Source organism: Pseudomonas sp. SM4 (assembly GCF_051913165.1).
GTDB lineage: Bacteria > Pseudomonadota > Gammaproteobacteria > Pseudomonadales > Pseudomonadaceae > Aquipseudomonas.
Window position 1 is genome coordinate 209,927 of record NZ_JBODOE010000007.1, and the last position, 26,376, is coordinate 236,302.

The following is a 26,376-nucleotide window of genomic DNA, read 5'->3' on the forward strand; positions in this document are numbered from 1 at the left end:
GGGGACGACCCTGCGGCTCGATCGAGTCATTAATCTGGGGACGACCCCGTCAATCGATGGAGGTCTTTCATGTCCTGGATCATTCTGTTTTTCGCCGGCCTGTTTGAAGTCGGCTGGGCCGTCGGCCTGAAATACACCGACGGTTTCAGCCGTCCACTTCCTACTGCATTGACCGTTGCGGCCATGGCCATCAGCCTTGGCTTGCTTGGCCTTGCGATGAAGGAATTGCCATTGGGCACGGCGTATGCGATCTGGACCGGCGTCGGTGCCGTGGGCACGGTGATTGCCGGGATCATCCTGTTTGGCGAGTCGATGGCGTTGATTCGGCTGGCCAGTGTGGCGTTGATCATTACCGGGTTGATCGGGCTTAAGGTCAGCGCCTAGGCCTCTGTCCCCATCGCTGGCAAGCCAGCTCCCACAGGTTCTTTGGTGTACACAAATAAGGTGTCCACTGAAGATCACTGTGGGAGCTGGCTTGCCAGCGATGAGGCCAACACAATCAGCGACTATCTAACGCCCCCGCGCAACTCCCCGACCAACCCCTGCAACTTCGCCGGCTCAGCCGCGCCAACATCCACCGGCGCGCCCGCCACCAACGTCACCCGCGACCACAACCGGTGGAAAAAGCCCTTGTTCGGATCGCGGCTGAAGAAGCTCCCCCACAGCCCCTGCAATGCCAGCGGAATCACCGGCACCGGCGTCTCTTCGAGAATCCGCGTCAGCCCACCCTTGAACTCATTGATCTCGCCATCTGCGGTCAACTTGCCTTCCGGGAAGATGCACACCAGCTCACCGTCCTTCAGGTATTGAGCAATCCGGGTGAAAGCCTTTTCGTAGATCTGGATGTCTTCCTGCCGCCCCGCGATAGGAATAGTCCCCGCTGTGCGAAAGATAAAGTTCAGCACCGGCAGATTGTAGATTTTGTAGTACATGACAAAGCGAATCGGCCGACGCACCGCGCCGCCAATCAACAAGGCATCGACGAAGGAAACGTGGTTGCACACCAGCAGCGCCGCGCCCTCATCAGGAATCGCTTCAAGGTTGCGATGCTCGACGCGGTACATGGAATGGCTGAGCAGCCAGATCATGAAACGCATGCTGAACTCGGGGACGATCTTGAAGATGTAGGCGTTGACGCCGATGTTGAGCAGCGAGACCACCAGGAACAGCTGCGGGATCGACAGTTTGACCACGCTCAACAGCACGATCGAAACAATGGCCGACACCACCATAAACAGTGCGTTGAGAATGTTGTTGGCGGCAATCACCCGCGCCCGCTCGTTCTCAGCGGTGCGCGACTGGATCAGCGCGTACAGCGGCACAATATAGAAGCCGCCGAAAATGCCGAGGCCGAGAATGTCGATCAGCACCGCCCAGGTGTGCACAAAGCCCAGCACTTCGGTCCAGCTGTGGCCAGTGACGCTGTCCGGAATACCGCCGGAATGCCACCACAGCAACAAGCCGAACACCGTCAGGCCGAACGAGCCGAACGGCACCAGACCGATCTCGACCTTACGCCCGGAAAGCTTCTCGCAGAGCATCGAACCGAGGGCGATACCCACCGAGAACACCGTCAGAATCAAGGTGACCACGGTTTCATCGCCGTGCATCCACTCCTTGGCATACGCCGGGATCTGCGTCAGGTAAATCGCCCCGACAAACCAGAACCACGAGTTGCCGACAATCGAGCGCGACACTGCAGGCGTCTGGCCCAGGCCAAGTTTCAGCGTGGCCCAGGATTGACTGAAAATGTTCCAGTTCAGGCGCATTTCCGGGGTCGCCGCTGCCGCGCGCGGAATGCTGCGACTGGCCAGGTAACCGAGCACTGCAATGCCGACGATGGCGCCGGAAACCAGCGGCGCATAGTGCGTGGAGGACATGATGACCCCGGCGCCGATGGTGCCGGCGAGGATCGCCAGAAACGTGCCCATCTCCACCAGACCATTGCCACCGACCAGCTCATCCTCGCGCAATGCCTGCGGCAGGATCGAATACTTCACCGGCCCGAACAGCGCCGAGTGCGTGCCCATGGCGAAGAGCGCCACCAGCATCAACGACAGATGATCGAAGAGGAAACCGACGGAGCCGATCGCCATGATGGCGATCTCCGCAAGCTTGATGACCCGGATCAACGCGTCCTTGGCGAACTTTTCGCCGAATTGTCCGGCCAGCGCCGAGAACAGGAAAAACGGCAGGATAAACAGCAACGCACACAGGTTGACCCAGATCGAACGATCACCCTCGATGGCCAGCCGATAAAGAATCGCCAGGATCAGCGACTGTTTAAACACGTTGTCGTTAAACGCACCGAGCGACTGCGTGATGAAAAATGGCAGGAAGCGCCGAGTGCGCAGCAGGTTGAACTGTGAGGGGTGACTCATCTTCCGTGTTTCCCTGATTGTGCTTAGCTGATTGTGCTTGGAAAGGGCCTGGGTAGTGCTTATTGGAATCTCAAACCGCGTTTCAGGCCACACCTTACCTAAACTTTTCAGGTTATTTCTTTAAACCTGCGATGCACGGCGAGACAAACAGCTCGCCGCGCCAAGCACCTTGCACGGTGCGTTTGCCGACGATCAGCCACATCACCGCGAGCAACGTCACCAGCACGGTGCCGAACACGCTGAAAAACGTCAGGTTGAGAACATTCGCCAGTTTCAGCGTGGCCAGCGAATACACGCCCAGCGGGAAAGTGAAGCCCCACCAGCCGAGGTTGAACGGGATGCCGTCACGCAGATAGCGCACGGTGATCAGCAGCGCCATCAACATCCACCACAAGCCGAAGCCCCACAAGGTAATGCCGGCCACCAGGCCCAGGCCCGCAGCGATTTCACCGACCCCCGGCAAACCGTTGGCAGCAAAGATTGCCGGTGCATCACCCCCCAGCAGCAACATGCCCAGCGCGCCGGTGCCGATCGGGCCGAGGGCCAGCCAGCTTGAGGCGGCCATGTTTTCGTGGGGCAGTTTGTGCAGCGCCATGCGCAGCAGCAGGATGGTCAGAATGCTGAACGCCACCGGCAGGGAAAAGGCCCAGAGCACGTAGCTCGTCGTCAGCACCACCAGTTGCGAGTGGGCGTCGGCCAGGTGCGGCGCGAGCAAACCACCGCTGGCCGCCGCCACTTCTGCCGCCACCACTGGCAGCAGCCAGACGGCGGTCATCTGGTCGATGCTGTGTTCCTGTCGAGTAAACATCATGTAGGGAATCAATACGCCGCAGGCCAGCGACATGGCCACATCAATCCACCACAGCACTTCGGCGAGATGAATCACCCCGTTGCCCCAACGCGGCAGGCCGAACAGCAGAAAGCCATTGATGATCGTGGCCAGGCCCATGGGAATGGTGCCGAAGAACATCGACACGGTGGAGTGCCCGAAAATCCGCCGGGCTTCATCGAAGAACAAAATCCACCGAGCGGCATACGCCGCGGTAAACAGGCAGAACAACAGAATGTTGAACAACCACAGCCCTTCGGCCACCACGTGCATGCCAGGGATTGCCACTGGCAATTGCGCCAGGGCCAACGCCAGCACGCCGGTACCCATGGTCGCGGCGAACCAGTTCGGCGTGAATTGGCGGATCACTTCACGCGGGTGCTGAAGCTGGCTGAGCGGCTTGATGCCGGGTTTGCTGCTGTTGGGGCAAATCATCATGAACTCCTGTCCTCGGGTGAGGTTGAGTTCATGGTAGAACTGAATCGAATATCTATATAACGGGTAATTTCTCTAACTGTTATCTGTTTTACCAATAAGCGCCTAGACGCTGCCCTCGGACTCGATCACCAGAATCCTCGCCACGCCTTGCGGATGGGCGACATGCTCGGTGCCGATCGAGGCATGAAAGATGTCGCCAACGCCCATCTGCACCTGTTTTTCTTCGCCCTGCTCGCGGTAGTGCATCAGCACTTGGCCGTCGAGTACCACGAACACTTCCTCGCCATCGTTGACGTGCCATTTATACGGCTGATCGGTCCAGTGCAGACGCGTGGTGATGCCATTCATGTTGGCGATGTCCAGCGCGCCCCAGGCGCGGTCAGCGGTGAAGGTCTTGCTGCGAATAATCTTCATGAATCGATCCGTGAGGAGAAGGCTGAGCAAGGCTAACCGAAACCGCAACGCTTATGGAGCGCTGCACACCTTGGCGGTGGCTGGACGCAGGCTGAGCAGCAGCGCGCCAATCGCCAGCACGATCAACACGGCACCGTAGCCGTCGGTGGTCGTGAGCAAACCCACGTTGCGCGTCAGATACCCGGCCAGCAATGCCGGCAAGCAAAACGCCAGATAGCTGAGTGCGTAATACGCCGACATCAACCCCGCCCGCTCATGGGGCAAGGCCAGCGGCACCAGGCTGCGCACCGCACCGAGAAAACCCGCGCCGAAACCACAACCGGCGATCAGCGTGCCAACAAAGAACAACGTCAGGCTGGCGCTGTGCACCCCCAGCAGAATCAGCACCAGACCGATCGGCAGCAAACTCGCGCCCAGTTGCAGCGAGCGTCGGGCGCTGCGATTGCGCAAGGTGAAGATCATCAGGGCGCCAGTCACGGTCAAGGCCGCCACCGTCGCCCCGCCGATCAGGTTCGACGTCGATCCGGTGGCGGTGCGCACCAGCGAGGGCGCCAGTGACGCGTAAAAACCACCCAACGCCCAGGTGGCAGTGTTCAACGGCAGGACTTTCCACAAGGTCGCGCGCGCCTGAACCGGCACATGCAGGGTCGGCCGCAGCGATGCCCAGGCGCCAGCTTGCGGCGTGACGCTTTCCGGCAGACGCCAGACGTAAATCCCCTGCAACACAAACAATCCGAGCAGCAACCAATAGGTCAGTTGCAACGGTGCCGGGGCGAACTCGGCGAGCAAGCCACAGCCCATGCCGCCCAGCGCCATTCCCAACAACGGCGCCACACTGTTGATCAACGGCCCCTGCTGCCGGTCGGTGTCAAGCAACGTCGCGCTTAACACGGCGGTGGCCATGCCGGTGGCGAAACCTTGCAAGACACGCGCGCTGATCAGCCATGCCACGCTGTCGGCATAGATGAACAGCAGCATCGCCAGCGCATTGAGCAGCACCGCGCTGAAGATCACCGGTTTGCGCCCCAGATGGTCAGACAGCGACCCCACTGTTAATAACGCCGCCAACAGACTCAGCGCATAGACACCGAAGATCAGCGTCAGCACCGCCGAGGAGAAGTGCAGTTGATCCTGATAGAGATGATAGAGCGGCGTCGGCGCCGTGGACGCTGCGAGAAAACTCAGTAAGGTGATCGCCAGAAACCACAGGCTGGATCGATGGGAAGCAAGGCTGGTCATGGGCACACTCCGCAAAAGCTAATTTTTTGCTTTTGCGGAGTGTGCTACCGCCTCGCGCTTAAAGCAAATTCTTTGTGTTAAGGTCTGCCGCATGGCTATTAAAGAAGGTTTACGCCCCGGTGGCCGCAGTGCCCGGGTACAAGAGTCGATTCATTCGGCAGTCCACGCGCTTCTGCAAGAACAGGAGCGTTCCACCGTGACCGTCCCGCAAATCGCGGCCCGCGCCGGGGTGACGCCGTCGACGATTTATCGGCGCTGGGGTGATCTGGCGGCGTTGCTGGCCGACGTCGCCCTCGCCCGCATGCGCCCCGACAGCGCGCCGGCAGAAACCGGCAGCCTGCGCAGCGATATCCGCGCGTGGGCCGAGCAGTATCTCGATGAGATGAGTTCCGAGCCCGGGCGCAACATGATGCGCGACGTCCAGGCGAGTGCGACGCCGGGGTATTGCGTGACGATTATTGGCGCGCAGTTGCAGACGATCATTGCGCGGCATCCCGATGAAGTGGCGCCGAGTGCTGATCGGCTGATCAATCTGGTGGTCGCGCCGGTGGTGTTCCGGATTCTGTTTTCGGCGGCGGCGCTGGAGGTGGAAGAACTGCACAGGTTGATTGATATCGCATTGCAGCAGAACTGACCCCGATTTCCATGTAGGAGCTGCGGCACGCTGCGATCTTTTGATCTTTGAAATCAAGATCAAAAGATCGCAGCGTGCCGCAGCTCCTACAGGGTTTTGCTCGAGCACCACCCTGCGACACCCCGCCGCGCCACGACCTTGGTCGACACTGACTAACCGCCCCGCGCATGCGAGACTGTCCGCCCGGGCAGGACTGCCGGGGAGTCTTCTGTCGGGAGTGTTGCATGTCGTTGTCCACCGGGCTGATCGCCGCCGTCGCCCTGGCCTATATGGCCATCATGTTCGCCATCGCCTTCTACGGCGACCGTCGCAGCGCGCCCTTGCCGCCGCGCATGCGTGCCTGGGTGTACAGCCTGTCGCTGGCGGTTTACTGCACCAGTTGGACATTCTTCGGCGCGGTCGGCCAGGCTGCCGAACAACTGTGGTCATTCCTGCCGATCTACCTCGGGCCGATCCTGCTGCTGCTCGGCGCGCCGTGGGTACTGCAGAAAATGGTGATGATCAGCAAGCAGGAGAACATCACCTCCATCGCCGACTTTATCGCCGCGCGTTACGGCAAATCGCAATCGCTGGCGGTGGTCGTCGCGCTGATCTGCCTGGTCGGCGTCCTCCCCTACATCGCCCTGCAACTCAAAGGCATCGTTCTCGGCGTAAACCTGTTGATCGGCGCCGGTGCCGACGCCATGGGCACCCGCGCCCAGGACACGGCGCTGATCGTGTCGCTGGTGCTGGCGCTGTTCACCATCGTCTTCGGTACGCGCAACCTCGACGCCACCGAACACCACCGTGGCATGGTGTTGGCGATTGCCTTCGAATCGCTGGTCAAGCTGTTCGCCTTCCTCGCCGTCGGCGCCTTTGTCACTTTCGGTCTGTACGACGGTTTCGATGACCTGTTCAACCAGGCAATGCTCGCCCCGCGCCTTGAGGAATACTGGAAGGAAACCATCAACTGGCCGTCAATGGTGGTGCAGACCGGCGTGGCGATGATGGCGATTATCTGCCTGCCTCGGCAGTTCCACGTCACAGTGGTGGAGAACATCGACCCGCAGGATCTGCGTCTGGCCAAGTGGGTGTTCCCGGCTTATCTCGCCCTGGCCGCGCTGTTTGTCGTGCCGATCGCGCTCGCCGGTCAGATGCTGCTGCCAAGCGACGTGCTGCCGGACTCCTTCGTGATCAGCCTGCCACTGGCGCAGGCGCATCCGGCGCTGGCGATGCTGGCGTTTATCGGTGGCGCGTCGGCGGCGACCGGCATGGTTATCGTCGCCAGCGTGGCGCTGTCGACCATGGTCTCCAACGACATGCTGTTGCCATGGCTGTTGCGACGTAACAACGCCGAGCGCCCCTTCGAAGTGTTCCGCCAGTGGATGCTCTCGGTGCGTCGCGTCAGCATCGTGCTGATTCTGTTGCTGGCATACGTCAGCTATCGCCTGCTGGGCTCGACGGCGAGCCTGGCAACCATCGGCCAGATTGCCTTTGCCGCGGTGACCCAACTGGCGCCCGCCATGCTCGGCGCGCTGTACTGGAAACAGGCCAACCGCCGCGGCGTGTTTGCCGGCCTCGCCGCCGGTACGTTCCTGTGGTTCTACACCCTGATTCTGCCGATTGCGGCGCACAGTCTCGGCTGGTCGCTGAGCAGTTTCCCGGGGCTGGCGTGGCTGCACAGCAATCCGCTGAACCTGCCGATCACCCCGCTGACCCAAGGCGTGGTGCTGTCGCTGGCCGGTAACTTCACCTTGTTCGCCTGGGTTTCGGTGCTGTCGCGTACGCGGGTGTCGGAGCATTGGCAGGCGGGGCGTTTCATCGGTCAGGAGATCAGCGCGCGGCCGAGTGCACGCTCGATGCTGGCGGTGCAAATCGATGACTTGCTGCAACTGGCGGCACGCTTTGTCGGTGAAGAACGTGCGCGCCAGAGCTTTATCCGCTTCGCTTACCGTCAGGGCAAAGGCTTCAACCCCAACCAGAACGCCGACAGCGAATGGATCGCCCACACCGAGCGGTTGCTGGCCGGTGTGCTCGGTGCTTCTTCGACGCGCGCCGTGGTAAAAGCCGCCATCGAAGGTCGGGAAATGCAGTTGGAGGATGTCGTCCGAATCGCCGACGAAGCCTCGGAGGTGCTGCAGTTCAACCGTGCCTTGCTGCAAGGTGCGATCGAGAACATTACCCAGGGCATCAGCGTGGTCGACCAGTCGCTGAAACTGGTGGCGTGGAATCGTCGCTATCTGGAGCTGTTCAATTATCCCGACGGTTTGATCAGCGTCGGCCGACCGATTGCCGACATCATTCGCTACAACGCCGAGCGCGGTTTATGCGGCCCCGGCGAAGCCGAAGTCCACGTTGCCCGCCGCCTGCACTGGATGCGTCAGGGCCGCGCGCACACCTCTGAACGACTGTTCCCCAACGGCCGGGTGATCGAGTTGATCGGCAACCCGATGCCGGGCGGTGGTTTCGTCATGAGTTTTACCGACATCACCGCGTTCCGCGAAGCCGAACAGGCGCTGACCGAGGCCAACGAAGGCCTCGAACAACGGGTCAGCGAGCGCACACAAGAGCTGTCGCAACTCAACGTCGCGCTGACCGAAGCCAAGGGCACCGCCGAGGCGGCCAACCAGTCGAAAACCCGTTTCCTCGCCGCCGTCAGCCATGACTTGATGCAGCCGCTGAACGCCGCGCGGCTGTTCTCCGCCGCCCTCTCGCATCAGGACGATGGCTTGAGCAGCGAGGCGCAGAAACTGGTGCAGCACCTCGACAGTTCGCTGCGTTCGGCCGAAGACCTGATCAGTGATCTGCTGGACATTTCCCGACTTGAAAACGGCAAGATCAACCCGGACCGCAAGCCGTTTGCAGTCAACGAACTGTTCGACACCCTCGGCGCCGAGTTCAAGGCGCTGGCGCAGGAACAAGGTCTGACTTTCCGGGTGCGCGGCAGTCATTTGCGCATCGACAGCGACATCAAACTGCTGCGGCGGATTCTGCAAAACTTCCTCACCAACGCCTTCCGTTACGCCAAAGGCCCGGTGCTGCTGGGTGTGCGCCGGCGTGGCGGCGAGTTGTGCCTGGAAGTGTGGGATCGCGGGCCGGGGATTCCTGAAGACAAACAGCAGGTAATTTTCGAGGAGTTCAAACGCCTCGACAGCCACCAGACCCGCGCCGAAAAAGGCCTCGGTTTGGGTCTGGCGATTGCCGATGGGTTATGTCGCGTGCTCGGCCACACCTTGCGCGTGCGTTCATGGCCGGGGCGTGGCAGCGTGTTCAGCGTCAGCGTGCCATTGGCCCGCACGCAAACTGTGCCAGTCACTGCGGCCGTCGAGCTGAATGGCAAGTTATTGAGTGGCGCACGGGTGCTGTGCATCGACAACGAAGACAGCATTCTGATCGGCATGAACAGCCTGTTGAGCCGCTGGGGTTGTCAGGTCTGGACGGCGCGTAATCGCGAGGAATGCGCGGCGTTGCTGAATGATGGCGTACGTCCGCAATTGGCGCTGGTCGACTATCACCTCGATCACGGTGACACCGGCACCGAGTTGATGGCGTGGCTGCGCACCACGCTGGGCGAGCCGGTGCCGGGGGTGGTGATCAGTGCTGACGGGCGTCCGGAAATGGTGGCGCAGGTGCATGCGGCGGGGCTGGATTATCTGGCCAAACCGGTGAAACCGGCGGCGTTGCGGGCGCTGTTGAGTCGGTATGTGCCGCTTTAAATGAAAGATCGCAGCCTTCGGCAGCGCCTGCACGCGATCCATGTAGGAGCTGCCGAAGGCTGCGATCTTTTGCTCTTGCGAACAATTTCAGCCGCTCGCTACGACTGACTAGATTGCCGCGCCCTGGTCCAAAGCCATAGCGATTCCGGCCGATCCGATGAAGTCTGAAAGTTAACCAAGGCTTCAGAGCATGGACAGCTCAGTCTTCAATCAGACCCAGCTCTTGTTGCGCCCGCACGTCGCCCGCACGGGCCGCCTGGCGCAAAAGATCGTGACCGATGCGCCGGTCCCGGGCATTGCCGCACTCACGGCACATCAGTTGGCCGAGACGGCTTTGCGCAACGACCACGCCTTCGCGTGCCGGCTGCTTGAGCAGGCGTCCGGCGAGGTGCTTGGCGTTATGGCTGTCACTCAAGCGCGGGCTATCGAGCAGCCATTCAGCTACACGCACGGAAAAGCGCTTGGTCGGGGTAACAGGCGGGTGTTGTGAGGTAACAGAGTCTGATGCTGAGCGAAACTTCATAAAGCACTGTGGGACAGATCGGAAGGCGCGCCACTCTACTCTCTTTTTCTTACAGGTAAAGTCGAAAAACAACCCGGCACGCCCGTGCTAGAGCAAGCGCTCGGGACAATCCACAGAAGCTGTGGATAACTCAGTGGACAACCGCCCTTCAACCCTCGCAAAGCCTTGTGGAATGGGGCTCGCAGTCAAACTGACGATTTTTTCACCAACAAAAAAAAGCGATGTTTTTCATTGACTTAAACTTTCGATGCAGGCAGCCATCGGGGTCAGGATTGGTATGACAGTATCGTTACAGCTCGCGCAACTAATGTGCACAAGTACCTGTTACCCGGTTATATCGATGCGCTTTTTCGGGTCATTTTGACGGTCAGTCTGGGGATAAACCGGTCTGCGACGTGGCTTCATGACATTTTCTGCACCGACCGACGGTCAAGAAAATGAGCCAGGACGGGGCGAGCCGTTACTGACGAAAACAGGGGTTTACCCTTCATGGAATGTTTTTTCAGTCAGGGTTTGCTTTGTGTATTTCGATCCGTTACTATCCGCGGCGTTAGTACCAAGCTGAAAGTCAATTCCGGTCGAACACATCCCCACGGTCAGCCTTCTTCCAAGAAGCCCCTACCGAACAAGCGGGAGCGACCCCTCGATGGTTTCCAGGTAAATCTTGCGACGACACTGCCTTTGAATGATGCAAAGGGTGTTGCGAAGACCACTTACTCTGACCGAACCAACCTGCAAATTGATCAGGATCTTCACCCCGGGCCCAGAACCTTTGCCCTTGATGTGTTGCCTGCCCTCCTAAGTACCTACCTGCCAGCCCAAGCGCGCCAACTTATCAGCGCTTCAAACTGGCTGCTTTGTTCCAGTCGGGTTCTTCGTTCGACCAATGGTGGTCGTCGTCACTGGAACGTTTTAACGTTGCACGGTTCTTATCCGTGTCATTTGTAGGAACACCTAATAACTATGTCTACTCAAATCCATACTCAGGATGCCATTCGCACCCTAACCAACGCTTTTGCTCCAATGAACTGCCTGATCATGGCCGCTCGCAAAGGCTGCTTCAGCTTCACTTTGGTCAATGAACACGGTATCGCCCGCCACAGCGAGCGTCTGTACCCCGATCAATACTCCAGCGCAGAACCGCTGCAGGCCGTGATCGATCGTACCCGTCAGGCACTGGTTGCCTGAAAGCCGAAAAGGCTGCAAAAGCAAAAGCCCCGCTTAAATTGCGGGGCTTTTTATTGCCTGATGTTTCACTTTTGGCCCGTTAGCGCTTAAGCACCTTCTGATATAACGGTTATAACTCGAAGCCGGAAATATTTTAAAAACAGGCCTTTACGTTGTGAATATGACACTACACTTCAACTCAAGCGGCTTGATCCGCTTTCGGCGAGCCTGAGTCGATCCACCGCTGCCAAGGCCCCCTTCAGGCATCGCCGCCCAACAACAAGATCCGAGGATTTTATGGGTATCGCTGCCAGCGAACTGTGTCGCTACGTGATCCGTCCTACGTTGATTTATCTGGGACGTCACTGTGCAACCGCCGAATCCCTGCTGCTGGGTATCGCCGCCAGCCAATCCGCCCTCGGGTCTGCCCTGCATGACCGCCGTGGCCACGGCCTCTACCGCATTGCCGAGCATCGCCATCAGGCACTCTGGGATGACTATCTGGCCCTCGATCCCGAGCGTGCCAGCCTGGTGCGCGGCCTCGCCAGCCAACATGCGTTTTTGAGCGGCCCGCACCTGGAACTGACCGTCAACCTGCGTTACGCCACCGCCATCGCCTGGCTGCTGGTAGAAGAACAAAACCCCACCCTCCCCGACCCGGATGATTTGCTCGGGATGGCGCGTATCTGGCGTCAGACCTTCCAACCCCAAGGTCGTCTGCGTGACTTCACTTGCGCCTGGCAAACCTGTGTTTCACCGCTGAATCAGGTCGCTTGCTGACCCGTCGGTTTCACAAGATCTGCCAACAGGTCGCGAATCTGGTCTGATTGTCCTACAAAACCGCTCTAACTCAAGGCTTACGGACTATAGCGCTGGGACGAAAATCTTGGTAATTTTCGCCCCGGTGATCACCAGGAGTTCTAATAATGAAAAAAGTAATGCTCAAAACCACCCTTAGCCTCGCCGTTACCATGGCATCCACCCAGATCTTCGCAGCTGGCTTTGCCATCAACGAACACAGTATCAGCGGGATGGGCACTGGTTACGCTGGGCGATCTTCTTCTGCCGACGACGCAAGCACTGTTTATGGCAACCCTGCCGGCATGTCGCGCATCACGCGTGAACAAGTCACTGGCGGTGTTGCATTCCTCGACGCAAAAACCGATATCAGCGACGCCAGCTCCAGCCCTAACGGCGGCAGCAACAAAGGCGACATGGTGCCCTTCACCTCCGTACCTATGGGCTTCTACGTCAAGCCGATCGATGATCATTGGGCATTCGGCCTGGGCGTGTACGTACCGTTCGGCCTGATCACCGATTACGAAAACGGCTTTGCCGGCCGTTACTTCGGCAGCAAGTCCGAAGTACAAGTCATCACCTTCCAGCCAACCGTGAGCTACAAGTTCAACGACGTCGTGTCGATCGGTTTCGGCCCGACCATCAACCGCATCGACGGCACCCTGGAATCGAACCTGTCGATTACCCAGGCAGCACCGGACGGCAAGGTCAAGATCAAGGGTGACGACACTGCACTGGGCTACAACATCGGTGTGCTGGTGCAAGCCACTGACACCACTCGCCTGGGTCTGACTTACCACTCGAAAGTCGACTACAAGCTCGAAGGCAACACCAAGGTCAACTACGGTGTGCTGGGCGCAATCGGTCTGGGCGCCAACCAGAAGTACGACGCTTCGCTGAAAATCACCACGCCTGAATCCGTGGACTTCTCGGTGACCCAGGCGATCAACGATCAGTGGAACGTCTACGCCGGTTCCACCTTCACCCGTTGGAGCCAGCTGAAGAAAATCACCGTCGAGAACTCGGGCGTTCAGCCGCTGCTGGCCGGTCAATTCGGCGAGATCACCGAAGACCAGAACTGGCACGACTCCTGGGCTTACGCCGTGGGTACTTCGTACCAGCTGAACAAGGAATGGGTACTGCGTACCGGTCTGACCTTCGACCAGTCGCCGACCAACAACGTCGACCGCTCGCCACGTATTCCAACCGGCGACCGGACGATCTTCAGCATCGGTGCTGGCTGGAGCCCGACCGAAGACCTGACCATCGACGTTGCCTACTCGTACCTGAAAGAAGAGTCGGTCAACATCCGCAATCAGAACGATCGCGGCCAGACCTACAACGCCAAGTATGAAAACTCGGCAAACGGTTTCGGTGTCGGCGCGACTTACCGCTTCTGACGCTGCGTGGCGAGGCTAACCCCTCGCCCACCAAAAAGCCCCGCTCTCTTTGCAGAAAGCGGGGCTTTTTCATGCCCGCGACTTACAACCTGTAGGAGCTGTCGAGTGCAACGAGGCTGCGATCTTCTGATCTTGCTTTTCAAGATCAAAAGATCGCAGCGTGCCGCAGCTCCTACAGGGATTGTGTCAGGGGTTGAGAGGTTTCGAGGCGATGGCCTTTTCGATCGCGGCAATAAACTCCGGATCATCGGGCTTGGTCAGGCTGGAGAAATTGGCAATGACCTTGCCTTGGCGATCAATCACGTATTTATAGAAATTCCACTTCGGCGCACTGCTTTGCGCAGCGAGTACCTGAAACATATGGGTGGCATCGTCACCACGGACTTTCTGCGGTTCGGTCATGGCGAACGTCACGCCATAGTTGGCGTAGCAGACCTTGGCGGTCTCGGCGCTGTCCTTGGACTCTTGCTTGAAGTCATTGGAAGGCACACCGAGCATTTCCAGCCCCTGCCCTTCGTAGCGCTTATGCAGCGCCTCAAGGCCTTCGAACTGTGGCGCAAAACCGCAGAAGCTCGCGGTGTTGACCACCACCAACGGTTTGTCGGCGTATTGCTTGCACAGATCGATGGATTCCTTGGCGCGCAACTTCGGCAGCGAACCTTGCAACACTTCCGGGCAATCCGCAGCGTGGGCCAGGCCAGTCAACGCCACCAGCAATGCGGGAACAGCACACCAGCGCATCAGCATCTCGAGCATCCTTGAGCAGTCGGCAAACTTCGACGTTACTCGCCGCGCCACGTTCTAGCAAATGCTCATGCCCAGTTGCATCAATGCCAGGCCACCCTGATGCCAGCCCCACCACACCAGCGCCAGCAATGCGGCGCCGAGTGCGGTGATGACGATACGCGGCCAGAATCGACTCATGCGGCGCCCGCAGCAGCTTGCAGGCGTGCAACCGGACGCTCGCGCACCGGCCAGTTCAGCGCAGCCGCCAGCAGGCTCAAGAGAATCGCCACTTGCCAGATCAAGTCATAACTCCCGGTTCGGTCATACACCACCCCGCCCAGCCAGCCGCCGAGGAACGAGCCGAGCTGATGGAACAGGAATACGATGCCACCGAGCATGGACAAATTGCGCACACCGAACAAGGTCGCCACCGTACCGTTGGTCAAAGGCACCGTCGACAGCCACAGGAACCCCATGGCCATGCCGAACAGGTAGGCCGACGTGGTCGTCACCGGCAGCCACAGAAACAGCACGATCACCACCGCGCGCAACAGGTAAAGCGCGGTGAGCAAGCGCGGTTTCGACATGCGCCCACCCAGCCAGCCGGCGGTGTAAGTGCCGAAAATGTTGAACAGCCCGATCAACGCCAGCACCGTAGTGCCAACACTGGCCGGCAGATGCTGATCGACCAGATACGCCGGCAGGTGCACGCCGATAAACACCACCTGAAAACCGCAGACGAAAAAGCCGAACGCCAGCAGCCAGAATCCCGAATGCGAGCAGGCTTCGCGCAACGCTTCGGAGAGCGTTTGCTCATGACCCAGCAGCGGCAACGGTTTGTCCTTGAGCATGCTCACCAGCGGCACGATCAGCGCCACCAGCAAGCCCAAGACCAACAACGCCGCCGACCAGCCGAGCCAGCCGATCAGGCCCAGCGTGCCCGGCAACATGGCGAACTGGCCGAAAGAGCCAGCGGCACTGGCAATGCCCATGCCCATGCTGCGTTTCTCTGGTGGTACGGCACGCCCGACAACGCCGAGGATGACCGAGAACGAGGTGCCGGAAAGACCGATGCCGATCAGCAGGCCGGCGCTCAAGGACAGCGTCACCGCCGAATCCGACAAACCCATGCACACCAGACCCGCCGCGTAGAGCACGCCACCGACGAGCACCACTTTCGCCGCGCCGAAACGGTCAGCCAGCGCGCCGGTAAATGGCTGCGCCAGGCCCCAGATCAGGTTCTGCAAAGCGATGGCAAAGGCAAACACCTCGCGCCCCCAGCCGAACTGCGCGCTCATCGGCGACAGAAACAGGCCGAAGCCGTGACGCACGCCCAATGACAACGCGAGAATCAGCGCACTACCGACCAACACCCAACCGCACGTACGCCACATCGATGTCATTATTGTTCTCCGCTTGCGGGTATATACCCGCTTGAGTTTGGAAAAAACCGGCCTCAGGCCAGTTCATCCAGCAATCTGAGCAAGGTTTCACGCTTCTCGGCGCCCAAGCGATCAATCAACCGTTGCTGCGCCGCCTCCCACGCCGGCAACGCTGCCGCCAGGCGTTGCGCACCGGTTTCGGTGAGACGGACGATGCGGTTACGCATGTCCTCGCCCTCCGCCAGCGCCACCAATCCTTCACCTTCGAGAACGCGCAGATTGCGCCCGAGGGTGCTGCGATCCAGGCCCATGGCTTCAGCCAGTTCCGAGATGCTCGGTTGATCGAGACGTTGCAGGTTGCACAGCAAAGAATACTGCGCAACGTTGATCCCGAAGCCATCGAGAGCGCCGTCGTAATGCCTGCTGACGCCACGAGCGGCGCGACGCAGGTTGGTGCACAAACACTGAGAAGGAAGCATGATGCGTGTATATACCCGCGACTGTGTTAAATCAAGTTACAGATGAGTTTACCCTGAGCTTTTGCTGTGCATGACATACCTCTATCGCTGGCAAGCCAGCTCCCACAGATTTTGGGGCGCACGCAAAATTTGCAGCCAACCTTGAAACCTGTGGGAGCTGGCTTGCCAGCGATGGGGCCAGCACTTTGCCCATTATCCCTCAGACCAAAACCACACCAACCAACACCACCATCTCCAGCAATTCCAGCAACGCCCCCGCCGTATCGCCCGTCGTCCCGCCCAGCCGTCGCATCATCACTCGCCGCAACCAGATAAAAACGGCGATCGAAATGACCAACGCAACAACCGCGCTAAACCCGGTGATCAACCAACACACCAGCGCACTCACCCCGAGCACCCACCACCCGGCCCGACGCGGCAAATGATCCGCCAACGCCTGCCCCAACCCACCCGCCCGCACATACGGCGTGGTCAGAAACAACCCGAGCAACGCCGCCCGCCCAAGCACCGGCACAATGATCAAAACGATCCCATGCCCCTGCTCGATCAACGCCAACAGCGCAGCAAACTTGAGCAGCAACACCAGCACCAGCGTCACCACCGCAATCGGCCCGCTGCGCGGATCTTTCATGATCGTCAGCGTGCGCTCGCGATCACCAAAGCCACCGAGCCAGGCATCGGCGCTGTCGGCCAGGCCATCGAGGTGCAACGCGCCGCTGAGCAACACCCACACCGTCAGCAACAGCGCTGCATGCAGCAACAGCGGCGCGCCGGCCAACGCCAGATTCAATGCCCAGAGGATCACGCCAAACAGCAAGCCCACCAGCGGATAAAACAACAGCGAACGGCCAAGCTGCTGCGGCTCGGGCATCCCCGGCAACCGAATCGGCAGGCTGCTGAGAAATTGCAGGGCGATCCACAGCGGCAACATGTCAGCGACCTTCCTTGAGTGATCCGTCAGCCTCGACCGTCAGCACAAACATTGCGCCATGTCCGACTTCAACATTGAGCAGTTGTTCGCGCGGCAAGCCTCGCGCCTGCGCCAGTAACAAACGCATGACGCCGCCATGGCTGATCAGCAAAACCCGCTCCCCGGCATACGCCGCGTGCAGCCGCGATACCGCCGCCAACACCCGTGCAGAAAAATCACTGACCGGCTCACCTTGCGGCGGTGTAAAACCGTAAGGATCAGCCCAAAACAGTCCCAACGCCTCAGCGTCAGTCTCCATCAACGCTGCCGCGCTCTGCCCTTCCCAGGCACCGAAATGCAGTTCCTGCAGATCCTTGTCCAACTGCACCGGCAGATTCAATTGCTCACCGAGTTCAGCGGCAAACCGCGCACAACGCTGCAACGGCGAGCTGACCAGTCGATCCCACGGCCCGCTCTCAGCCACCGCTGCACGCATCTGCGCCCAGCCCTTCTCGGTGAGCGCGTCGTCGAGACTGCCGCGCAAACCACCGCCCAATTCAGTCTCACCGTGGCGCAGCAGGTCTAGATTCAATGTCATGCCGGGCGATCCGCCACTGCCGCTTCGGCGAAGGTCGCCATCTGCCCGTGCAGATCGCAGGCCAGACGCAACAGCGGCACCGCCAACGCCGCCCCACTGCCCTCGCCCAGACGCAGACCAAGTTCCAGCAACGGCTCGGCGCCGAGCGCTTCGAGCACATGCCGATGCCCCGGCTCGGCGCCACGATGACCGAACAACAGCCACTCGCGGCACGCCGGATTCAAACGCACCGCGACCAGCGCCGCGACCGTGCAGATGAAGCCGTCGACCAGCACCACCACGCCTTCCTGCGCACAGGCCAGATAAGCACCGACCAGCGCGGCAATTTCGAAACCACCGAGGTTGAATAGCGTCTGCAACGCATCACCGCGCTGCGCCGCGTGCAACGCCAGTGCGCGCTCGATCACTTGCGCTTTGTGGCTGACGCCTTCAGCGTTCAAACCTGTGCCCGGGCCGGTCAGGTGTGTCACCGGGCAATCGAGTAGCGCGCACGCCAGCGCACTGGCTGCGGTGGTGTTGCCAATGCCCATTTCGCCGCCGATGAACAACTGCGCACCCGCCGCTCTGGCGCGCAACACGCTGTCACGACCGGCCTGCAACGCCAGTTCGCCCTGGGCTTGGGTCATCGCCGCGCCGTCGACGAAATTCGCAGTGCCGGGACCGATGTTCAAGTGACGTACGCCTGGCAGGTTCAGCGTCGGCGTCACGGTGCCCAGATCGACCACTTCCAGTTGCGCGCCAAGTTGCCGCGCGAGCACGCTGATCGCCGCGCCACCGCTGACGAAGTTGAGCAGCATCTGCCCGGTAACTTCCTGCGGGAACGCCGAAACGCCTTCAGCGACCACGCCGTGATCACCGGCAAAAATCGCGATCCAGACCTGTTCCAGCGTCGGCTTGACCTGCCCTTGCAGACCGGCCAGTTGCACCGCCACCGATTCCAGGCGACCGAGCGAACCGGCCGGTTTGGTCAGTTGCTGCTGGCGCGCTGCCGCTTGTGCAAGCACGTCGCCATTCAGCGACTGGCACGGGTTCAACCACCAGGTTTGAGTCATAACGCAGATCCTTTCAGAGTCAGGGGCAGGCCGGCGACGGTCAGCACGACACGCTGACAGCGCTCAGCCAGAGCTTGATGCAGCCAACCGGCTTCATCGACGTAGCGGCGAGTCAATTCGCCCAGCGGCACGACACCCATTCCGGTCTCGTTGCTGACAAAAATGATTTCCCCCGGCAACGAAGCCAGGCAGTCGAGCAGGGCTTCGCGCTCGGCGATGAGGCGTTCGGCGTCGTCGAGCATCAGCAGGTTGGTCAGCCACAGCGTCAGGCAATCGACCAGCAGGCAACGCTCGGCGCCGGCCGATTGACGCAGGACGCGAGCCAGTTCGAGGGGTTCTTCGATCAGTGCCCACTCGGCTGGGCGACGGGCGCGATGATGGGCGACGCGCTCGCTCATCTCGCCATCGAGCGGTTGGCTGGTGGCGATGTAAGTAACGGCAAGATTGCTGTCGCTGGCGAGTTTTTCTGCCAGGCGGCTTTTGCCGGAGCGGGCGCCGCCGAGGATCAGTTGGAGCATGGGGACATCCTGAAAATTATGGGTTGAGACGACTGGCGCTATCGCGAGCAGGCTCACTCCTACAAGGGAACACGGTCAACTGTAGGAGTGAGCCTGCTCGCGATGAGGCCATTGAACCCACCTCAAATCCCACAGAGCTGACGCAACAGATCGGTATCCAGATGCTTTTCCACCAGATCCGCCAAACGCTCGATATCGCGCTCGCGCAACCCGTGGTAATCCACTTCCTGCACATCGTTCAACCCGGCCCAACGCAGCAACGCCGCACTCGCCGCCGGTGACTCGAACAAGCCATGCAGGTACGTGCCGAATACCTGCCCATCAACACTCTGTGCACCGTCGCAACGACCATCATCCAGATGCACCGCCGCATTCTCCAGCGCCGCCCCGGTCGTCACGCCAGCATGAATTTCGTAACCACTGACCTCGGCATTTTCAAGCGCCAAACGCCCACGCACATTGCGCAATTGCTTGTCGGCCTCAAGCGTCGTTGCAAACGCCAGCAAAGCCAAACCGGCACTCGAACCGGGCGCGCCTTCAAGACCGAGCGGATCATGCACCTGCTCACCAAGCATCTGCAGACCACCACAAATCCCCAGCACTTTGCCGCCGTAGCGCAAATGCCGATTGATCGCTGTGTCCCAACCATTGGCGCGCAAATAGGCGAGATCGCTGCGCACGCTTTTCGAGCCCGGCAGAATGATCAGATCGGCAGCCGGAATCGCCTGCCCCGGCCCGACAAATTGCAGGTCGACCTGCGGATGCAGACGCAGCGGATCGAAATCGGTGTGGTTGCTGATGCGCGGCAGCACCGGCACCACCACTTTCAGCACTTGTTCGGCTTTGTCGGTCTGGCGCTGATCGATGCCGTCCTCGGCTTCCAAATGCAGATCCATCACATACGGCAGCACGCCCACCACCGGCTTACCGGTGCGCTGTTCCAGCCAGTCGAGGCCCGGTTGCAGCAAGGCGATGTCGCCGCGAAAACGGTTGATGATGAAGCCTTTGACTCGCGCCTGCTCACTCGGCGAGAGCAGCTCCAGCGTGCCGACCAGATGGGCGAAAACTCCGCCGCGATTGATGTCGGCAATCAGCAGCACCGGGCAATCCACCGCTTCGGCAAAGCCCATGTTGGCGATGTCGCCAGCGCGCAGATTGATCTCGGCCGGCGAGCCTGCGCCCTCGACCATCACCAGTGGATACGCAGCACTGAGCCGCTCGTGAGAAACCAGAACAGCTTTCATCGCGATGGCTTTGTAGTCGTGATAGGCCACGGCATTCATCGACGTCACCGCGCGACCGTGAATGATCACTTGGGCGCCGGTGTCGCTGTTCGGCTTGAGCAGCACCGGATTCATGTCGGTGTGCGGTTCGAGGAACGCCGCTTGCGCCTGCACCGCTTGCGCACGACCGATCTCGCCGCCGTCTGCCGTCACCGCGCTGTTGAGCGCCATGTTCTGCGGCTTGAACGGCACCACCGCGACGCCCTGACGGGTTGCCCAGCGGCACAGCGCGGTCACCAGCGTGCTTTTACCGGCGTCGGAAGTGGTGCCCTGCACCATCAAGGTGGTCATGGATTGTCCTTGGCGAAGGCGATTAACGCCTGTTCGAGTCGCGCTTCCTCGGCCGCATCAGCAGGCAGGCCGAAACGCAGGCTGCTGTTATGGGTGAAGATGCGCAGGAGGATGCCGCGTCGGGCCATGAATTCGTACAGCGATTGCGCTTGATCAGTGATCAACCACTGAAACAACGCGCATCCACCTTGCGGTTTGAAGCCGTAGCGCTCAAGCAGCGTCGCCAGGCGCTCGCTGGCTTCACCGCTGCGAATCCGCTGGCGTGTGTGGTTTTCAGTGTCTTGCAGGCACGCCTGACCGAGCACCCGCGTCGGCCCGCTGACCGCCCACGGCCCGACCTGCTCGGCGAGCAACTTGAGTAACTTGCGCTCGGCCAGTACAAAGCCCAGCCGCACCCCGGCCAAGCCAAAAAACTTGCCGAACGATCGCAGCACGATCAGCCCGACCTGATGCGCATGCGCCGCCAGGCTCAGGTGCGGCGTGTTGTCCATGAACGCTTCATCGACCACCAGCCAACCGCCGCGCTGCGCCAGTCGCGCATGCCAGTCGAGCAGCCGCGCCGGGGTCAGGCTCAGGCCGGTCGGGTTGTTCGGATTGACCACCACCAGCACGTCGAGGCTGTCGAGGAAAAACTCGACTTCCTGTTCCAGCACTTCACGCACGATATAGCCACTGCGCCGCCACGCTTCGGCATGCTCGGCATAGCACGGCGACAACACGCCGACCTTGCCGGCGCGACGCAAACGCGGCAGCAACTGGATGGCCATCTGCGAGCCGGCGACCGGCAGCACTTGCGTTGCGCCATAGTAATCACACGCGGCCTGCTCCAGACCGTCATCGGTTTCCGGCAAGCGCGCCCAGGCACGCAGCGGGATTTCCGGGATCGGAAATGGCCACGGCGCGAGACCGCTGGACAAGTCGAGCCAGTCCGCCTCGGCGATGCCGTAATCGTGCGCCGCCTTACGCAGTCGGCCACCGTGCTCAAGCATAGAATTCAGCCCCCACGCAGAGAATCAGCAGCCATAACCATACCCCGCGCTGGACCAATTGCCAGCCACGGTCGATGGAATCGGCATCGGCCGGAGCGCCTTCGCCAAGTTGCGGACGCTCATGCAGTTCGCCGTGGTAAATCGCCGGGCCACCCAATTCAACACCCAGCGCTCCTGCGCCAGACGCCATCACCGGGCCGGCGTTGGGGCTGTCCCATTTTGGCGCCTGCGTACGCCAGCATTTCAAGGCGAGTCGGGTTTTGCCCAATAGCGCGTAGGTCAACGCCACCAGACGCGCAGGAATGTAGTTGAGCACGTCGTCGATTTTCGCTGCGGCCCAGCCGAAACGCTCAAAGCGCTCGTTGCGATAACCCCACATCGCATCGAGCGTGTTGCTCAAGCGATAGAGCACCACGCCCGGCGCACCGGCGACAACAAACCAGAACAGCGCGGCAAACACCGCATCACTGCCGTTTTCCAGCACTGATTCGGTGGCGGCGCGGGCCACGGCGGTGCTGTCGAGTTCATCGGTCTGGCGACTGACCAGATAGCCGACTCGCTTGCGCGCTTCGTCCAGATCATCCGTGCGCAACGCTGCGGCCACCGGGGCGACATGCTCGCCGAGGCTGCGCATGCCGAGGGCGCAATACAACGCGAGAATTTCGACCACCCAACCCACGTACGGCGCCCATGATAAGGCCGTGGCAAGCAACGTCAGCGGCAGCACCGCGATCACCCACGCGGTGACGCCATGGCTGCGCCAGCCACGACCACCGCCGTTGAAACGTTGCTCGATGCGCCCGGCAAAATTGCCGAACGCCACCAGCGGATGCCAGCGTTTCGGTTCACCGAGCAGCGCATCCAGCGCCACTGCGGCGACACTCAACAACGCCACACTCATTGACTCACTCCCCAATAATTTTCATACAGCAACTCATTGAGCGGCCGCGCCTGCGCCCACCCTTCGAGTACCAGCATCGGCGCCGGATAGAATTCCTTGACCGGGCCCAGACACAAAACAGCCAGAGGTTTGGCGCCTGCCGGCAATTTCAGCAGATCGGCGAGTGCCTGTGGCTCGAACAGCGAGACCCAGCCCATGCCCAAGCCTTCTGCGCGCGAGGCCAGCCAGAGGTTTTGAATCGCGCAGGACAACGAGGCCATGTCCATTTCCGGCAGCGTGCGGCGCCCGAAAATGTGCTTGTCGCGATCATCCATCAGCGCGGCGACCAGCACCTCAGCGCAGTCGTTGATGCCTTCGACCTTGAGTTTCATGAACTCGTCACTGCGCTCGCCGAGGGCTTCAGCGGTGCGGATGCGCTCTTCTTCGACGAGATTCTGGATCTGGCCGCGTAACGTTCGGTCGCTGATGCGAATGAAGCGCCAGGGCTGCATCAGGCCGACGCTTGGGGCCTGATGCGCGGCCTCCAGAAGTCGGCGCAGCAACTCGGGCTCAACCGCCCCACCGATGAAGTGGCGCATGTCGCGGCGTTCGGCGATGGCTTTATAGACCGCCTGGCGCTCGGCTTCGGAGAATGCGTTGTCGGTCATGGCCCCATCGCTGGCAAGCCAGCTCCCACAAGGGATTGCATTTCTTCAGGAAGCTCACCGTCCACTGTGGGAGCTGGCTTGCCAGCGATGGCGGCCTGGAGGCCAAGCGCAAACAGTGCAGCGACAGCCGCAGGATTCGACGGAAAATAGAAGTGCACATAAGAAGCCGTCATCCGCCCATCGCGATAAACCGCCTCGGCGCCGCGCCCACCATTCGGGCTCAGCCCTCGAGCAATCGGCGTCAGCTCGGTGGTGGTCAGCGAATGATGATAAGTGTGCCCACGCAACGAACCTTCCGGCAGATCCACCGCCTGCAACGCCAACGCCGCCAGACGCTTCTGCATCACCGCGTCGCCCTTGAGCAACCCAACCAGCTCAGCGCGAGTGCCTTCAACATCCGTCAGCGAATCGAGCAAATACAGCATCCCGCCACACTCAGCGAGCAACGGCTTGCCCGCCGCATGGTGCGCACGGATTGCCGCAACCATCGCGGTGTTCTGCGACAACGCAACATGGTGCAATTCCGGATAACCGCCCGGCAGGTACAGACTGTCCGCCTCCGGCAATTGCGTATCGCGGATCGGCGAGAAAAAGCTCAACTCGGCGCCCATCGCCCGCAGCAGATCCAGGCTAGCGCCGTAAGTGAAGGCAAACGCCTCATCACGTGCAACGGCAATGCGCACATTCTTCAGCAGCGGCTCAACAGCGACGACGTCCGGCGCGGCAAATTCCACGGCCGGTGGCAGCGCTACCTCGCAGCTGCTGGCCAGTGCATCGGCGGCGGCGTCGAGACGCACATCGAGGTCATTCAGTTCGCTGGCCTGGACCAGCCCCAGATGCCGACTCGGCAATTCAATGCCAGTCTCGCGGGACAATGCGCCGTACCAACGCAGACCTTCGGTAAGGCTGCCTTCCAGCAATTGCGCATGACGCAACGTGCCAACCCGGTTGGCCAAAACCCCGGCAAATGGCAGATCCGGCTGATACTTGGCCAGTCCCAGCGCCAGTGCACCAAAGGTCTGCGCCATCGCCGTGCCGTCGATCACCCCGAGCACCGGCACACCAAAATGCCGCGCCAGATCCGCGCTCGAGGGCGTACCGTCAAACAGGCCCATCACGCCTTCGATCAGAATCAGATCCGCCTCGGCAGCGGCTTCCCACAACAGCCGACGACTCTCCTGCTCGCCGACCATCCACATGTCCAGTTGATACACCGGCGCACCGCTGGCACGCTCGAGAATCATCGGATCAAGGAAGTCCGGGCCGCATTTGAACACGCGTACTTTGCGCCCCTGATTGCGATGCAAACGGGCGAGCGCGGCGGTGACGGTGGTCTTGCCCTGACCGGAGGCCGGCGCGGCGATGAGTACCGCCGGGCAGTGACGTGGTTGATTCAAAGTTCGACGCCTTTCTGCGCTTTGATGCCGGCCTGGAAGGCGTGTTTGAGCATGCCCATTTCGGTGACCGTGTCGCCCATTTCGATCATTTCCGGCTTGGCCGCGCGACCGGTGACGATCACGTGCTGCATCGGCGGACGTGCCTGCAGATCGCTGAGCACCTGATCGAGATCGAGGTAGCCGTGTTTGAGGGCGATGTTCAGTTCATCGAGCACCACCAGGCCGATCGACGGGTCGCGCAGCAGCTCACGGGAAACCGCCCATGCCGCTTCGGCAGCAGCGATGTCGCGCTGGCGATCCTGGGTTTCCCAGGTGAAGCCCTCGCCCATGACATGGAAGCGCACTTGCTCGGGGAAGCGGCGGAAGAACAACTCTTCGCCGGTGCTGTTACGCCCCTTGATGAACTGCACCACACCGCACTGCATGCCGTGCCCCATGGCGCGGGCGAGCATGCCGAACGCCGAGCTGCTCTTGCCTTTGCCATTGCCGGTCAGCACTAGCACCAGGCCGCACTCGTCGGGCGAGTTGGCGATGCGTTCGTCGATCACGGCTTTTTTGCGCTGCATACGGGCCAGATGGCGTTCGTCGCGCTCGGGGGAATCAGTCATGGGGGAGCTCTCCGTTGGGGCTGGATAACGGCGGGCAGGCACAAGAATAGACGGCAAAAAGCCTGGCATCGCCCACCGTGATGCCGCTGGATGGATCAGGCCGGTCTCCGGGCTCATGAGCGGCGTTGGCCTGGCTGCGCGCCTTCCCGCTTCTGTCGAGGCAGTGGCTCAAGGCGCAGCTTTTACTCATTTACCGTTGCGGGGGCAGCGCCGGGATCGTGATTGTTCTTCAACTGAAGACAACCCTCACCGGCTTCCCTGTTTCACTCTGTCGACGTGGGTCACAGAGCACCTGAAACAAGCCGCGAAGGTTAGAGGGTTGGGGGTGGAGCGTCAATTAAAGAGGCGGCCATCGGGCGAATAACTGCCGTCGATCAATTATCTGGCGCCAATCTTGTGCCACACTGATACAAATGATATCAAAGAGCCATGCTTTTCCCGAAAAAGCCCATCACAAGAATAAGGATGATGACGATGCAAGGCATGATCATCAGCAACCCGCGCCTGGAATTCCTGCGCCCGCTGCTTGAACGCTGGTTTGACTGTATCGACCGCTTTAACGCCGTACGCGGCGACAGCGATACACCGTACTGGCATGACGAAAAAGCCAATCTCGGCCTGCTCACGGCAGCGGCGTGGATGGCCGAACTGGTCACCCTGAACGACACGCCCACGCGCAAACAGAATGAAGAAGGTGAGCGCAATGCCCGCGCCGACCTGTTCGTTGCCAGCGCCGAAGATCGCGCTTACATTCAGGCCACGCAGCGCTGGCCACGGGTCACCAACCTCAACCTGACCCAAGCCCTGCTCGATATTACCAACGATGCCAAACGCATCAGCTTTGCCAGCGACCTCAAGCTCGGCTGCCTGTTTGTCGCCCCGCAAAAAGCCCAGCACAGCGCCAGCCCCGAAGAGCTGCAAGACATGGTCGACGACCTGCAAAAGGAACACACCTGCGCGGTCGCCTGGTATTTCCCCTACGCCTATCGCAAATTGCGCAGCGAAGCCGGCAATTATCATCCCGGCATTGCCGTGCTGTTCAAGGAAGCCCGCGGCTGAGCAGTTGAACCATCGGGC

Annotated in this window: 26 protein-coding genes and 1 riboswitch; of the genes, 7 read left to right on the forward strand and 19 right to left on the reverse strand. The window is 60.7% G+C overall.

Translation table 11 applies throughout. The annotated features are described in order from the left end of the window. The first annotated feature begins 69 nt into the window (after positions 1–69). A complete protein-coding gene (sugE, locus tag ACQ4MY_RS15365) occupies positions 70–384 on the forward strand; it encodes a quaternary ammonium compound efflux SMR transporter SugE (protein WP_008077894.1) in 315 nt (104 codons plus the stop codon). 122 nt (positions 385–506) lie between these two features. Here sugE and ACQ4MY_RS15370 read toward each other — a convergent pair whose 3' ends face one another. The 4 genes from ACQ4MY_RS15370 to ACQ4MY_RS15385 all read right to left on the reverse strand — a co-directional run bounded on the left by ACQ4MY_RS15370 (position 507) and on the right by ACQ4MY_RS15385 (position 5,301). Then, positions 507–2,381, reverse strand: coding sequence for an MFS transporter (locus ACQ4MY_RS15370; protein WP_440095713.1), 1,875 nt, complete (start codon positions 2,379–2,381; stop codon positions 507–509). Between the two features lie 112 nt (positions 2,382–2,493). Further along, positions 2,494–3,645: a TDT family transporter gene (locus ACQ4MY_RS15375; RefSeq protein WP_440095715.1), complete on the reverse strand. Its 1,152-nt coding sequence runs from the start codon at positions 3,643–3,645 to the stop codon at positions 2,494–2,496. 105 nt (positions 3,646–3,750) lie between these two features. Beyond that, positions 3,751–4,062 (reverse strand): cupin domain-containing protein, encoded by a 312-nt coding sequence (locus ACQ4MY_RS15380; RefSeq protein WP_008077897.1) that lies wholly within the window; start codon positions 4,060–4,062, stop codon positions 3,751–3,753. A 51-nt stretch (positions 4,063–4,113) separates the two neighbouring features. Next, positions 4,114–5,301 (reverse strand): MFS transporter, encoded by a 1,188-nt coding sequence (locus ACQ4MY_RS15385; protein ID WP_440095716.1) that lies wholly within the window; start codon positions 5,299–5,301, stop codon positions 4,114–4,116. A gap of 91 nt (positions 5,302–5,392) precedes the next feature. Here ACQ4MY_RS15385 and ACQ4MY_RS15390 point away from each other — a divergent pair, with 91 nt between their 5' ends. Both ACQ4MY_RS15390 and ACQ4MY_RS15395 read left to right on the forward strand, forming a co-directional pair. Next, on the forward strand, positions 5,393–5,935 hold the full coding sequence (locus tag ACQ4MY_RS15390; RefSeq protein ID WP_440095718.1) for a TetR/AcrR family transcriptional regulator C-terminal ligand-binding domain-containing protein: 543 nt from the start codon (positions 5,393–5,395) through the stop codon (positions 5,933–5,935). A gap of 224 nt (positions 5,936–6,159) precedes the next feature. Continuing rightward, positions 6,160–9,630: a hybrid sensor histidine kinase/response regulator gene (locus ACQ4MY_RS15395; protein WP_440095719.1), complete on the forward strand. Its 3,471-nt coding sequence runs from the start codon at positions 6,160–6,162 to the stop codon at positions 9,628–9,630. A 199-nt stretch (positions 9,631–9,829) separates the two neighbouring features. On the opposite strand, the gene ACQ4MY_RS15400 is transcribed toward ACQ4MY_RS15395, so the two are convergent. Further along, complete coding sequence (locus ACQ4MY_RS15400; RefSeq protein ID WP_440095720.1) at positions 9,830–10,153, reverse strand: sel1 repeat family protein; 324 nt, start codon at positions 10,151–10,153, stop codon at positions 9,830–9,832. 963 nt (positions 10,154–11,116) lie between these two features. Here ACQ4MY_RS15400 and ACQ4MY_RS15405 point away from each other — a divergent pair. From ACQ4MY_RS15405 to ACQ4MY_RS15415, 3 genes are all read left to right on the forward strand, one after another. Then, positions 11,117–11,341 carry a hypothetical protein gene (locus ACQ4MY_RS15405; RefSeq protein WP_003214941.1) on the forward strand — a complete coding sequence of 75 codons (225 nt, stop codon included), beginning with the start codon at positions 11,117–11,119 and terminating at the stop codon, positions 11,339–11,341. 276 nt (positions 11,342–11,617) lie between these two features. Beyond that, the gene (locus ACQ4MY_RS15410) at positions 11,618–12,100 is read left to right on the forward strand and encodes a hypothetical protein (RefSeq protein WP_008077902.1); all 483 of its coding nucleotides are present in this window, start codon (positions 11,618–11,620) and stop codon (positions 12,098–12,100) included. Positions 12,101–12,246: 146 nt separating this feature from the next. Further along, a complete protein-coding gene (locus tag ACQ4MY_RS15415) occupies positions 12,247–13,518 on the forward strand; it encodes an OmpP1/FadL family transporter (protein WP_008077903.1) in 1,272 nt (423 codons plus the stop codon). Between the two features lie 186 nt (positions 13,519–13,704). Here the strand turns inward: ACQ4MY_RS15415 and ACQ4MY_RS15420 are convergent, their stop codons facing one another. The 14 genes from ACQ4MY_RS15420 to cobO all read right to left on the reverse strand — a co-directional run bounded on the left by ACQ4MY_RS15420 (position 13,705) and on the right by cobO (position 25,299). Then, positions 13,705–14,265 carry a glutathione peroxidase gene (locus tag ACQ4MY_RS15420; RefSeq protein WP_158830704.1) on the reverse strand — a complete coding sequence of 187 codons (561 nt, stop codon included), beginning with the start codon at positions 14,263–14,265 and terminating at the stop codon, positions 13,705–13,707. Between the two features lie 54 nt (positions 14,266–14,319). After that, positions 14,320–14,442, reverse strand: a complete 123-nt coding sequence (locus tag ACQ4MY_RS15425; RefSeq protein WP_008077905.1) for a hypothetical protein — start codon at positions 14,440–14,442, stop codon at positions 14,320–14,322. Continuing rightward, on the reverse strand, positions 14,439–15,647 hold the full coding sequence (locus ACQ4MY_RS15430) for an MFS transporter (protein ID WP_008077906.1): 1,209 nt from the start codon (positions 15,645–15,647) through the stop codon (positions 14,439–14,441). The genes ACQ4MY_RS15425 and ACQ4MY_RS15430 overlap by 4 nt, the downstream gene beginning before the upstream one ends. Before the next feature lie 53 nt (positions 15,648–15,700). After that, on the reverse strand, positions 15,701–16,105 hold the full coding sequence (locus ACQ4MY_RS15435) for a MarR family winged helix-turn-helix transcriptional regulator (protein ID WP_007950413.1): 405 nt from the start codon (positions 16,103–16,105) through the stop codon (positions 15,701–15,703). Between the two features lie 199 nt (positions 16,106–16,304). Continuing rightward, the gene (locus ACQ4MY_RS15440; protein WP_440095721.1) at positions 16,305–17,036 is read right to left on the reverse strand and encodes an adenosylcobinamide-GDP ribazoletransferase; all 732 of its coding nucleotides are present in this window, start codon (positions 17,034–17,036) and stop codon (positions 16,305–16,307) included. A gap of 1 nt (position 17,037) precedes the next feature. Beyond that, positions 17,038–17,613 carry an alpha-ribazole phosphatase family protein gene (gene cobC / locus ACQ4MY_RS15445; protein ID WP_440095722.1) on the reverse strand — a complete coding sequence of 192 codons (576 nt, stop codon included), beginning with the start codon at positions 17,611–17,613 and terminating at the stop codon, positions 17,038–17,040. Then, a complete protein-coding gene (gene cobT / locus ACQ4MY_RS15450; RefSeq protein WP_440095723.1) occupies positions 17,610–18,665 on the reverse strand; it encodes a nicotinate-nucleotide--dimethylbenzimidazole phosphoribosyltransferase in 1,056 nt (351 codons plus the stop codon). The genes cobC and cobT overlap by 4 nt, the downstream gene beginning before the upstream one ends. After that, on the reverse strand, positions 18,662–19,183 hold the full coding sequence (gene cobU / locus ACQ4MY_RS15455) for a bifunctional adenosylcobinamide kinase/adenosylcobinamide-phosphate guanylyltransferase (protein WP_440095725.1): 522 nt from the start codon (positions 19,181–19,183) through the stop codon (positions 18,662–18,664). Before cobU ends, cobT begins: the two co-directional genes overlap by 4 nt. Before the next feature lie 122 nt (positions 19,184–19,305). Then, on the reverse strand, positions 19,306–20,757 hold the full coding sequence (locus ACQ4MY_RS15460; protein WP_440095726.1) for a cobyric acid synthase: 1,452 nt from the start codon (positions 20,755–20,757) through the stop codon (positions 19,306–19,308). After that, positions 20,754–21,746, reverse strand: a complete 993-nt coding sequence (gene cobD / locus ACQ4MY_RS15465; RefSeq protein WP_440095727.1) for a threonine-phosphate decarboxylase CobD — start codon at positions 21,744–21,746, stop codon at positions 20,754–20,756. The genes ACQ4MY_RS15460 and cobD overlap by 4 nt, the downstream gene beginning before the upstream one ends. Then, on the reverse strand, positions 21,739–22,647 hold the full coding sequence (cbiB, locus tag ACQ4MY_RS15470) for an adenosylcobinamide-phosphate synthase CbiB (protein ID WP_440095728.1): 909 nt from the start codon (positions 22,645–22,647) through the stop codon (positions 21,739–21,741). Before cbiB ends, cobD begins: the two co-directional genes overlap by 8 nt. Continuing rightward, the gene (gene bluB / locus ACQ4MY_RS15475; protein WP_008082922.1) at positions 22,644–23,294 is read right to left on the reverse strand and encodes a 5,6-dimethylbenzimidazole synthase; all 651 of its coding nucleotides are present in this window, start codon (positions 23,292–23,294) and stop codon (positions 22,644–22,646) included. The genes cbiB and bluB overlap by 4 nt, the downstream gene beginning before the upstream one ends. Beyond that, the gene (locus tag ACQ4MY_RS15480; RefSeq protein ID WP_440095729.1) at positions 23,291–24,691 is read right to left on the reverse strand and encodes a cobyrinate a,c-diamide synthase; all 1,401 of its coding nucleotides are present in this window, start codon (positions 24,689–24,691) and stop codon (positions 23,291–23,293) included. Before ACQ4MY_RS15480 ends, bluB begins: the two co-directional genes overlap by 4 nt. Beyond that, complete coding sequence (gene cobO, locus ACQ4MY_RS15485; protein WP_003223053.1) at positions 24,688–25,299, reverse strand: cob(I)yrinic acid a,c-diamide adenosyltransferase; 612 nt, start codon at positions 25,297–25,299, stop codon at positions 24,688–24,690. Before cobO ends, ACQ4MY_RS15480 begins: the two co-directional genes overlap by 4 nt. An 81-nt stretch (positions 25,300–25,380) precedes the next feature. Next, a riboswitch (cobalamin riboswitch) is annotated at positions 25,381–25,610 on the reverse strand. 163 nt (positions 25,611–25,773) lie between these two features. On the opposite strand from cobO, the gene ACQ4MY_RS15490 reads away from it, so the two are divergent. Next, positions 25,774–26,358: a hypothetical protein gene (locus ACQ4MY_RS15490; protein WP_440095730.1), complete on the forward strand. Its 585-nt coding sequence runs from the start codon at positions 25,774–25,776 to the stop codon at positions 26,356–26,358. Positions 26,359–26,376: the final 18 nt, after the last annotated feature.

Bases quoted from the DNA above. Each gene is read 5' to 3' on its own strand.
- sugE (WP_008077894.1), top strand. From the start codon at position 70: ATGTCCTGGATCATTCTGTTTTTCGCCGGCCTGTTTGAAGTCGGCTGG.
- ACQ4MY_RS15370 (WP_440095713.1), bottom strand. From the start codon at position 2,381: ATGAGTCACCCCTCACAGTTCAACCTGCTGCGCACTCGGCGCTTCCTG.
- ACQ4MY_RS15375 (WP_440095715.1), bottom strand. From the start codon at position 3,645: ATGATTTGCCCCAACAGCAGCAAACCCGGCATCAAGCCGCTCAGCCAG.
- ACQ4MY_RS15380 (WP_008077897.1), bottom strand. From the start codon at position 4,062: ATGAAGATTATTCGCAGCAAGACCTTCACCGCTGACCGCGCCTGGGGC.
- ACQ4MY_RS15385 (WP_440095716.1), bottom strand. From the start codon at position 5,301: ATGACCAGCCTTGCTTCCCATCGATCCAGCCTGTGGTTTCTGGCGATC.
- ACQ4MY_RS15390 (WP_440095718.1), top strand. From the start codon at position 5,393: ATGGCTATTAAAGAAGGTTTACGCCCCGGTGGCCGCAGTGCCCGGGTA.
- ACQ4MY_RS15395 (WP_440095719.1), top strand. From the start codon at position 6,160: ATGTCGTTGTCCACCGGGCTGATCGCCGCCGTCGCCCTGGCCTATATG.
- ACQ4MY_RS15400 (WP_440095720.1), bottom strand. From the start codon at position 10,153: ATGAAGTTTCGCTCAGCATCAGACTCTGTTACCTCACAACACCCGCCT.
- ACQ4MY_RS15405 (WP_003214941.1), top strand. From the start codon at position 11,117: ATGTCTACTCAAATCCATACTCAGGATGCCATTCGCACCCTAACCAAC.
- ACQ4MY_RS15410 (WP_008077902.1), top strand. From the start codon at position 11,618: ATGGGTATCGCTGCCAGCGAACTGTGTCGCTACGTGATCCGTCCTACG.
- ACQ4MY_RS15415 (WP_008077903.1), top strand. From the start codon at position 12,247: ATGAAAAAAGTAATGCTCAAAACCACCCTTAGCCTCGCCGTTACCATG.
- ACQ4MY_RS15420 (WP_158830704.1), bottom strand. From the start codon at position 14,265: ATGCTGATGCGCTGGTGTGCTGTTCCCGCATTGCTGGTGGCGTTGACT.
- ACQ4MY_RS15425 (WP_008077905.1), bottom strand. From the start codon at position 14,442: ATGAGTCGATTCTGGCCGCGTATCGTCATCACCGCACTCGGCGCCGCA.
- ACQ4MY_RS15430 (WP_008077906.1), bottom strand. From the start codon at position 15,647: ATGACATCGATGTGGCGTACGTGCGGTTGGGTGTTGGTCGGTAGTGCG.
- ACQ4MY_RS15435 (WP_007950413.1), bottom strand. From the start codon at position 16,105: ATGCTTCCTTCTCAGTGTTTGTGCACCAACCTGCGTCGCGCCGCTCGT.
- ACQ4MY_RS15440 (WP_440095721.1), bottom strand. From the start codon at position 17,036: ATGTTGCCGCTGTGGATCGCCCTGCAATTTCTCAGCAGCCTGCCGATT.
- cobC (WP_440095722.1), bottom strand. From the start codon at position 17,613: ATGACATTGAATCTAGACCTGCTGCGCCACGGTGAGACTGAATTGGGC.
- cobT (WP_440095723.1), bottom strand. From the start codon at position 18,665: ATGACTCAAACCTGGTGGTTGAACCCGTGCCAGTCGCTGAATGGCGAC.
- cobU (WP_440095725.1), bottom strand. From the start codon at position 19,183: ATGCTCCAACTGATCCTCGGCGGCGCCCGCTCCGGCAAAAGCCGCCTG.
- ACQ4MY_RS15460 (WP_440095726.1), bottom strand. From the start codon at position 20,757: ATGACCACCTTGATGGTGCAGGGCACCACTTCCGACGCCGGTAAAAGC.
- cobD (WP_440095727.1), bottom strand. From the start codon at position 21,746: ATGCTTGAGCACGGTGGCCGACTGCGTAAGGCGGCGCACGATTACGGC.
- cbiB (WP_440095728.1), bottom strand. From the start codon at position 22,647: ATGAGTGTGGCGTTGTTGAGTGTCGCCGCAGTGGCGCTGGATGCGCTG.
- bluB (WP_008082922.1), bottom strand. From the start codon at position 23,294: ATGACCGACAACGCATTCTCCGAAGCCGAGCGCCAGGCGGTCTATAAA.
- cobO (WP_003223053.1), bottom strand. From the start codon at position 25,299: ATGACTGATTCCCCCGAGCGCGACGAACGCCATCTGGCCCGTATGCAG.
- ACQ4MY_RS15490 (WP_440095730.1), top strand. From the start codon at position 25,774: ATGCAAGGCATGATCATCAGCAACCCGCGCCTGGAATTCCTGCGCCCG.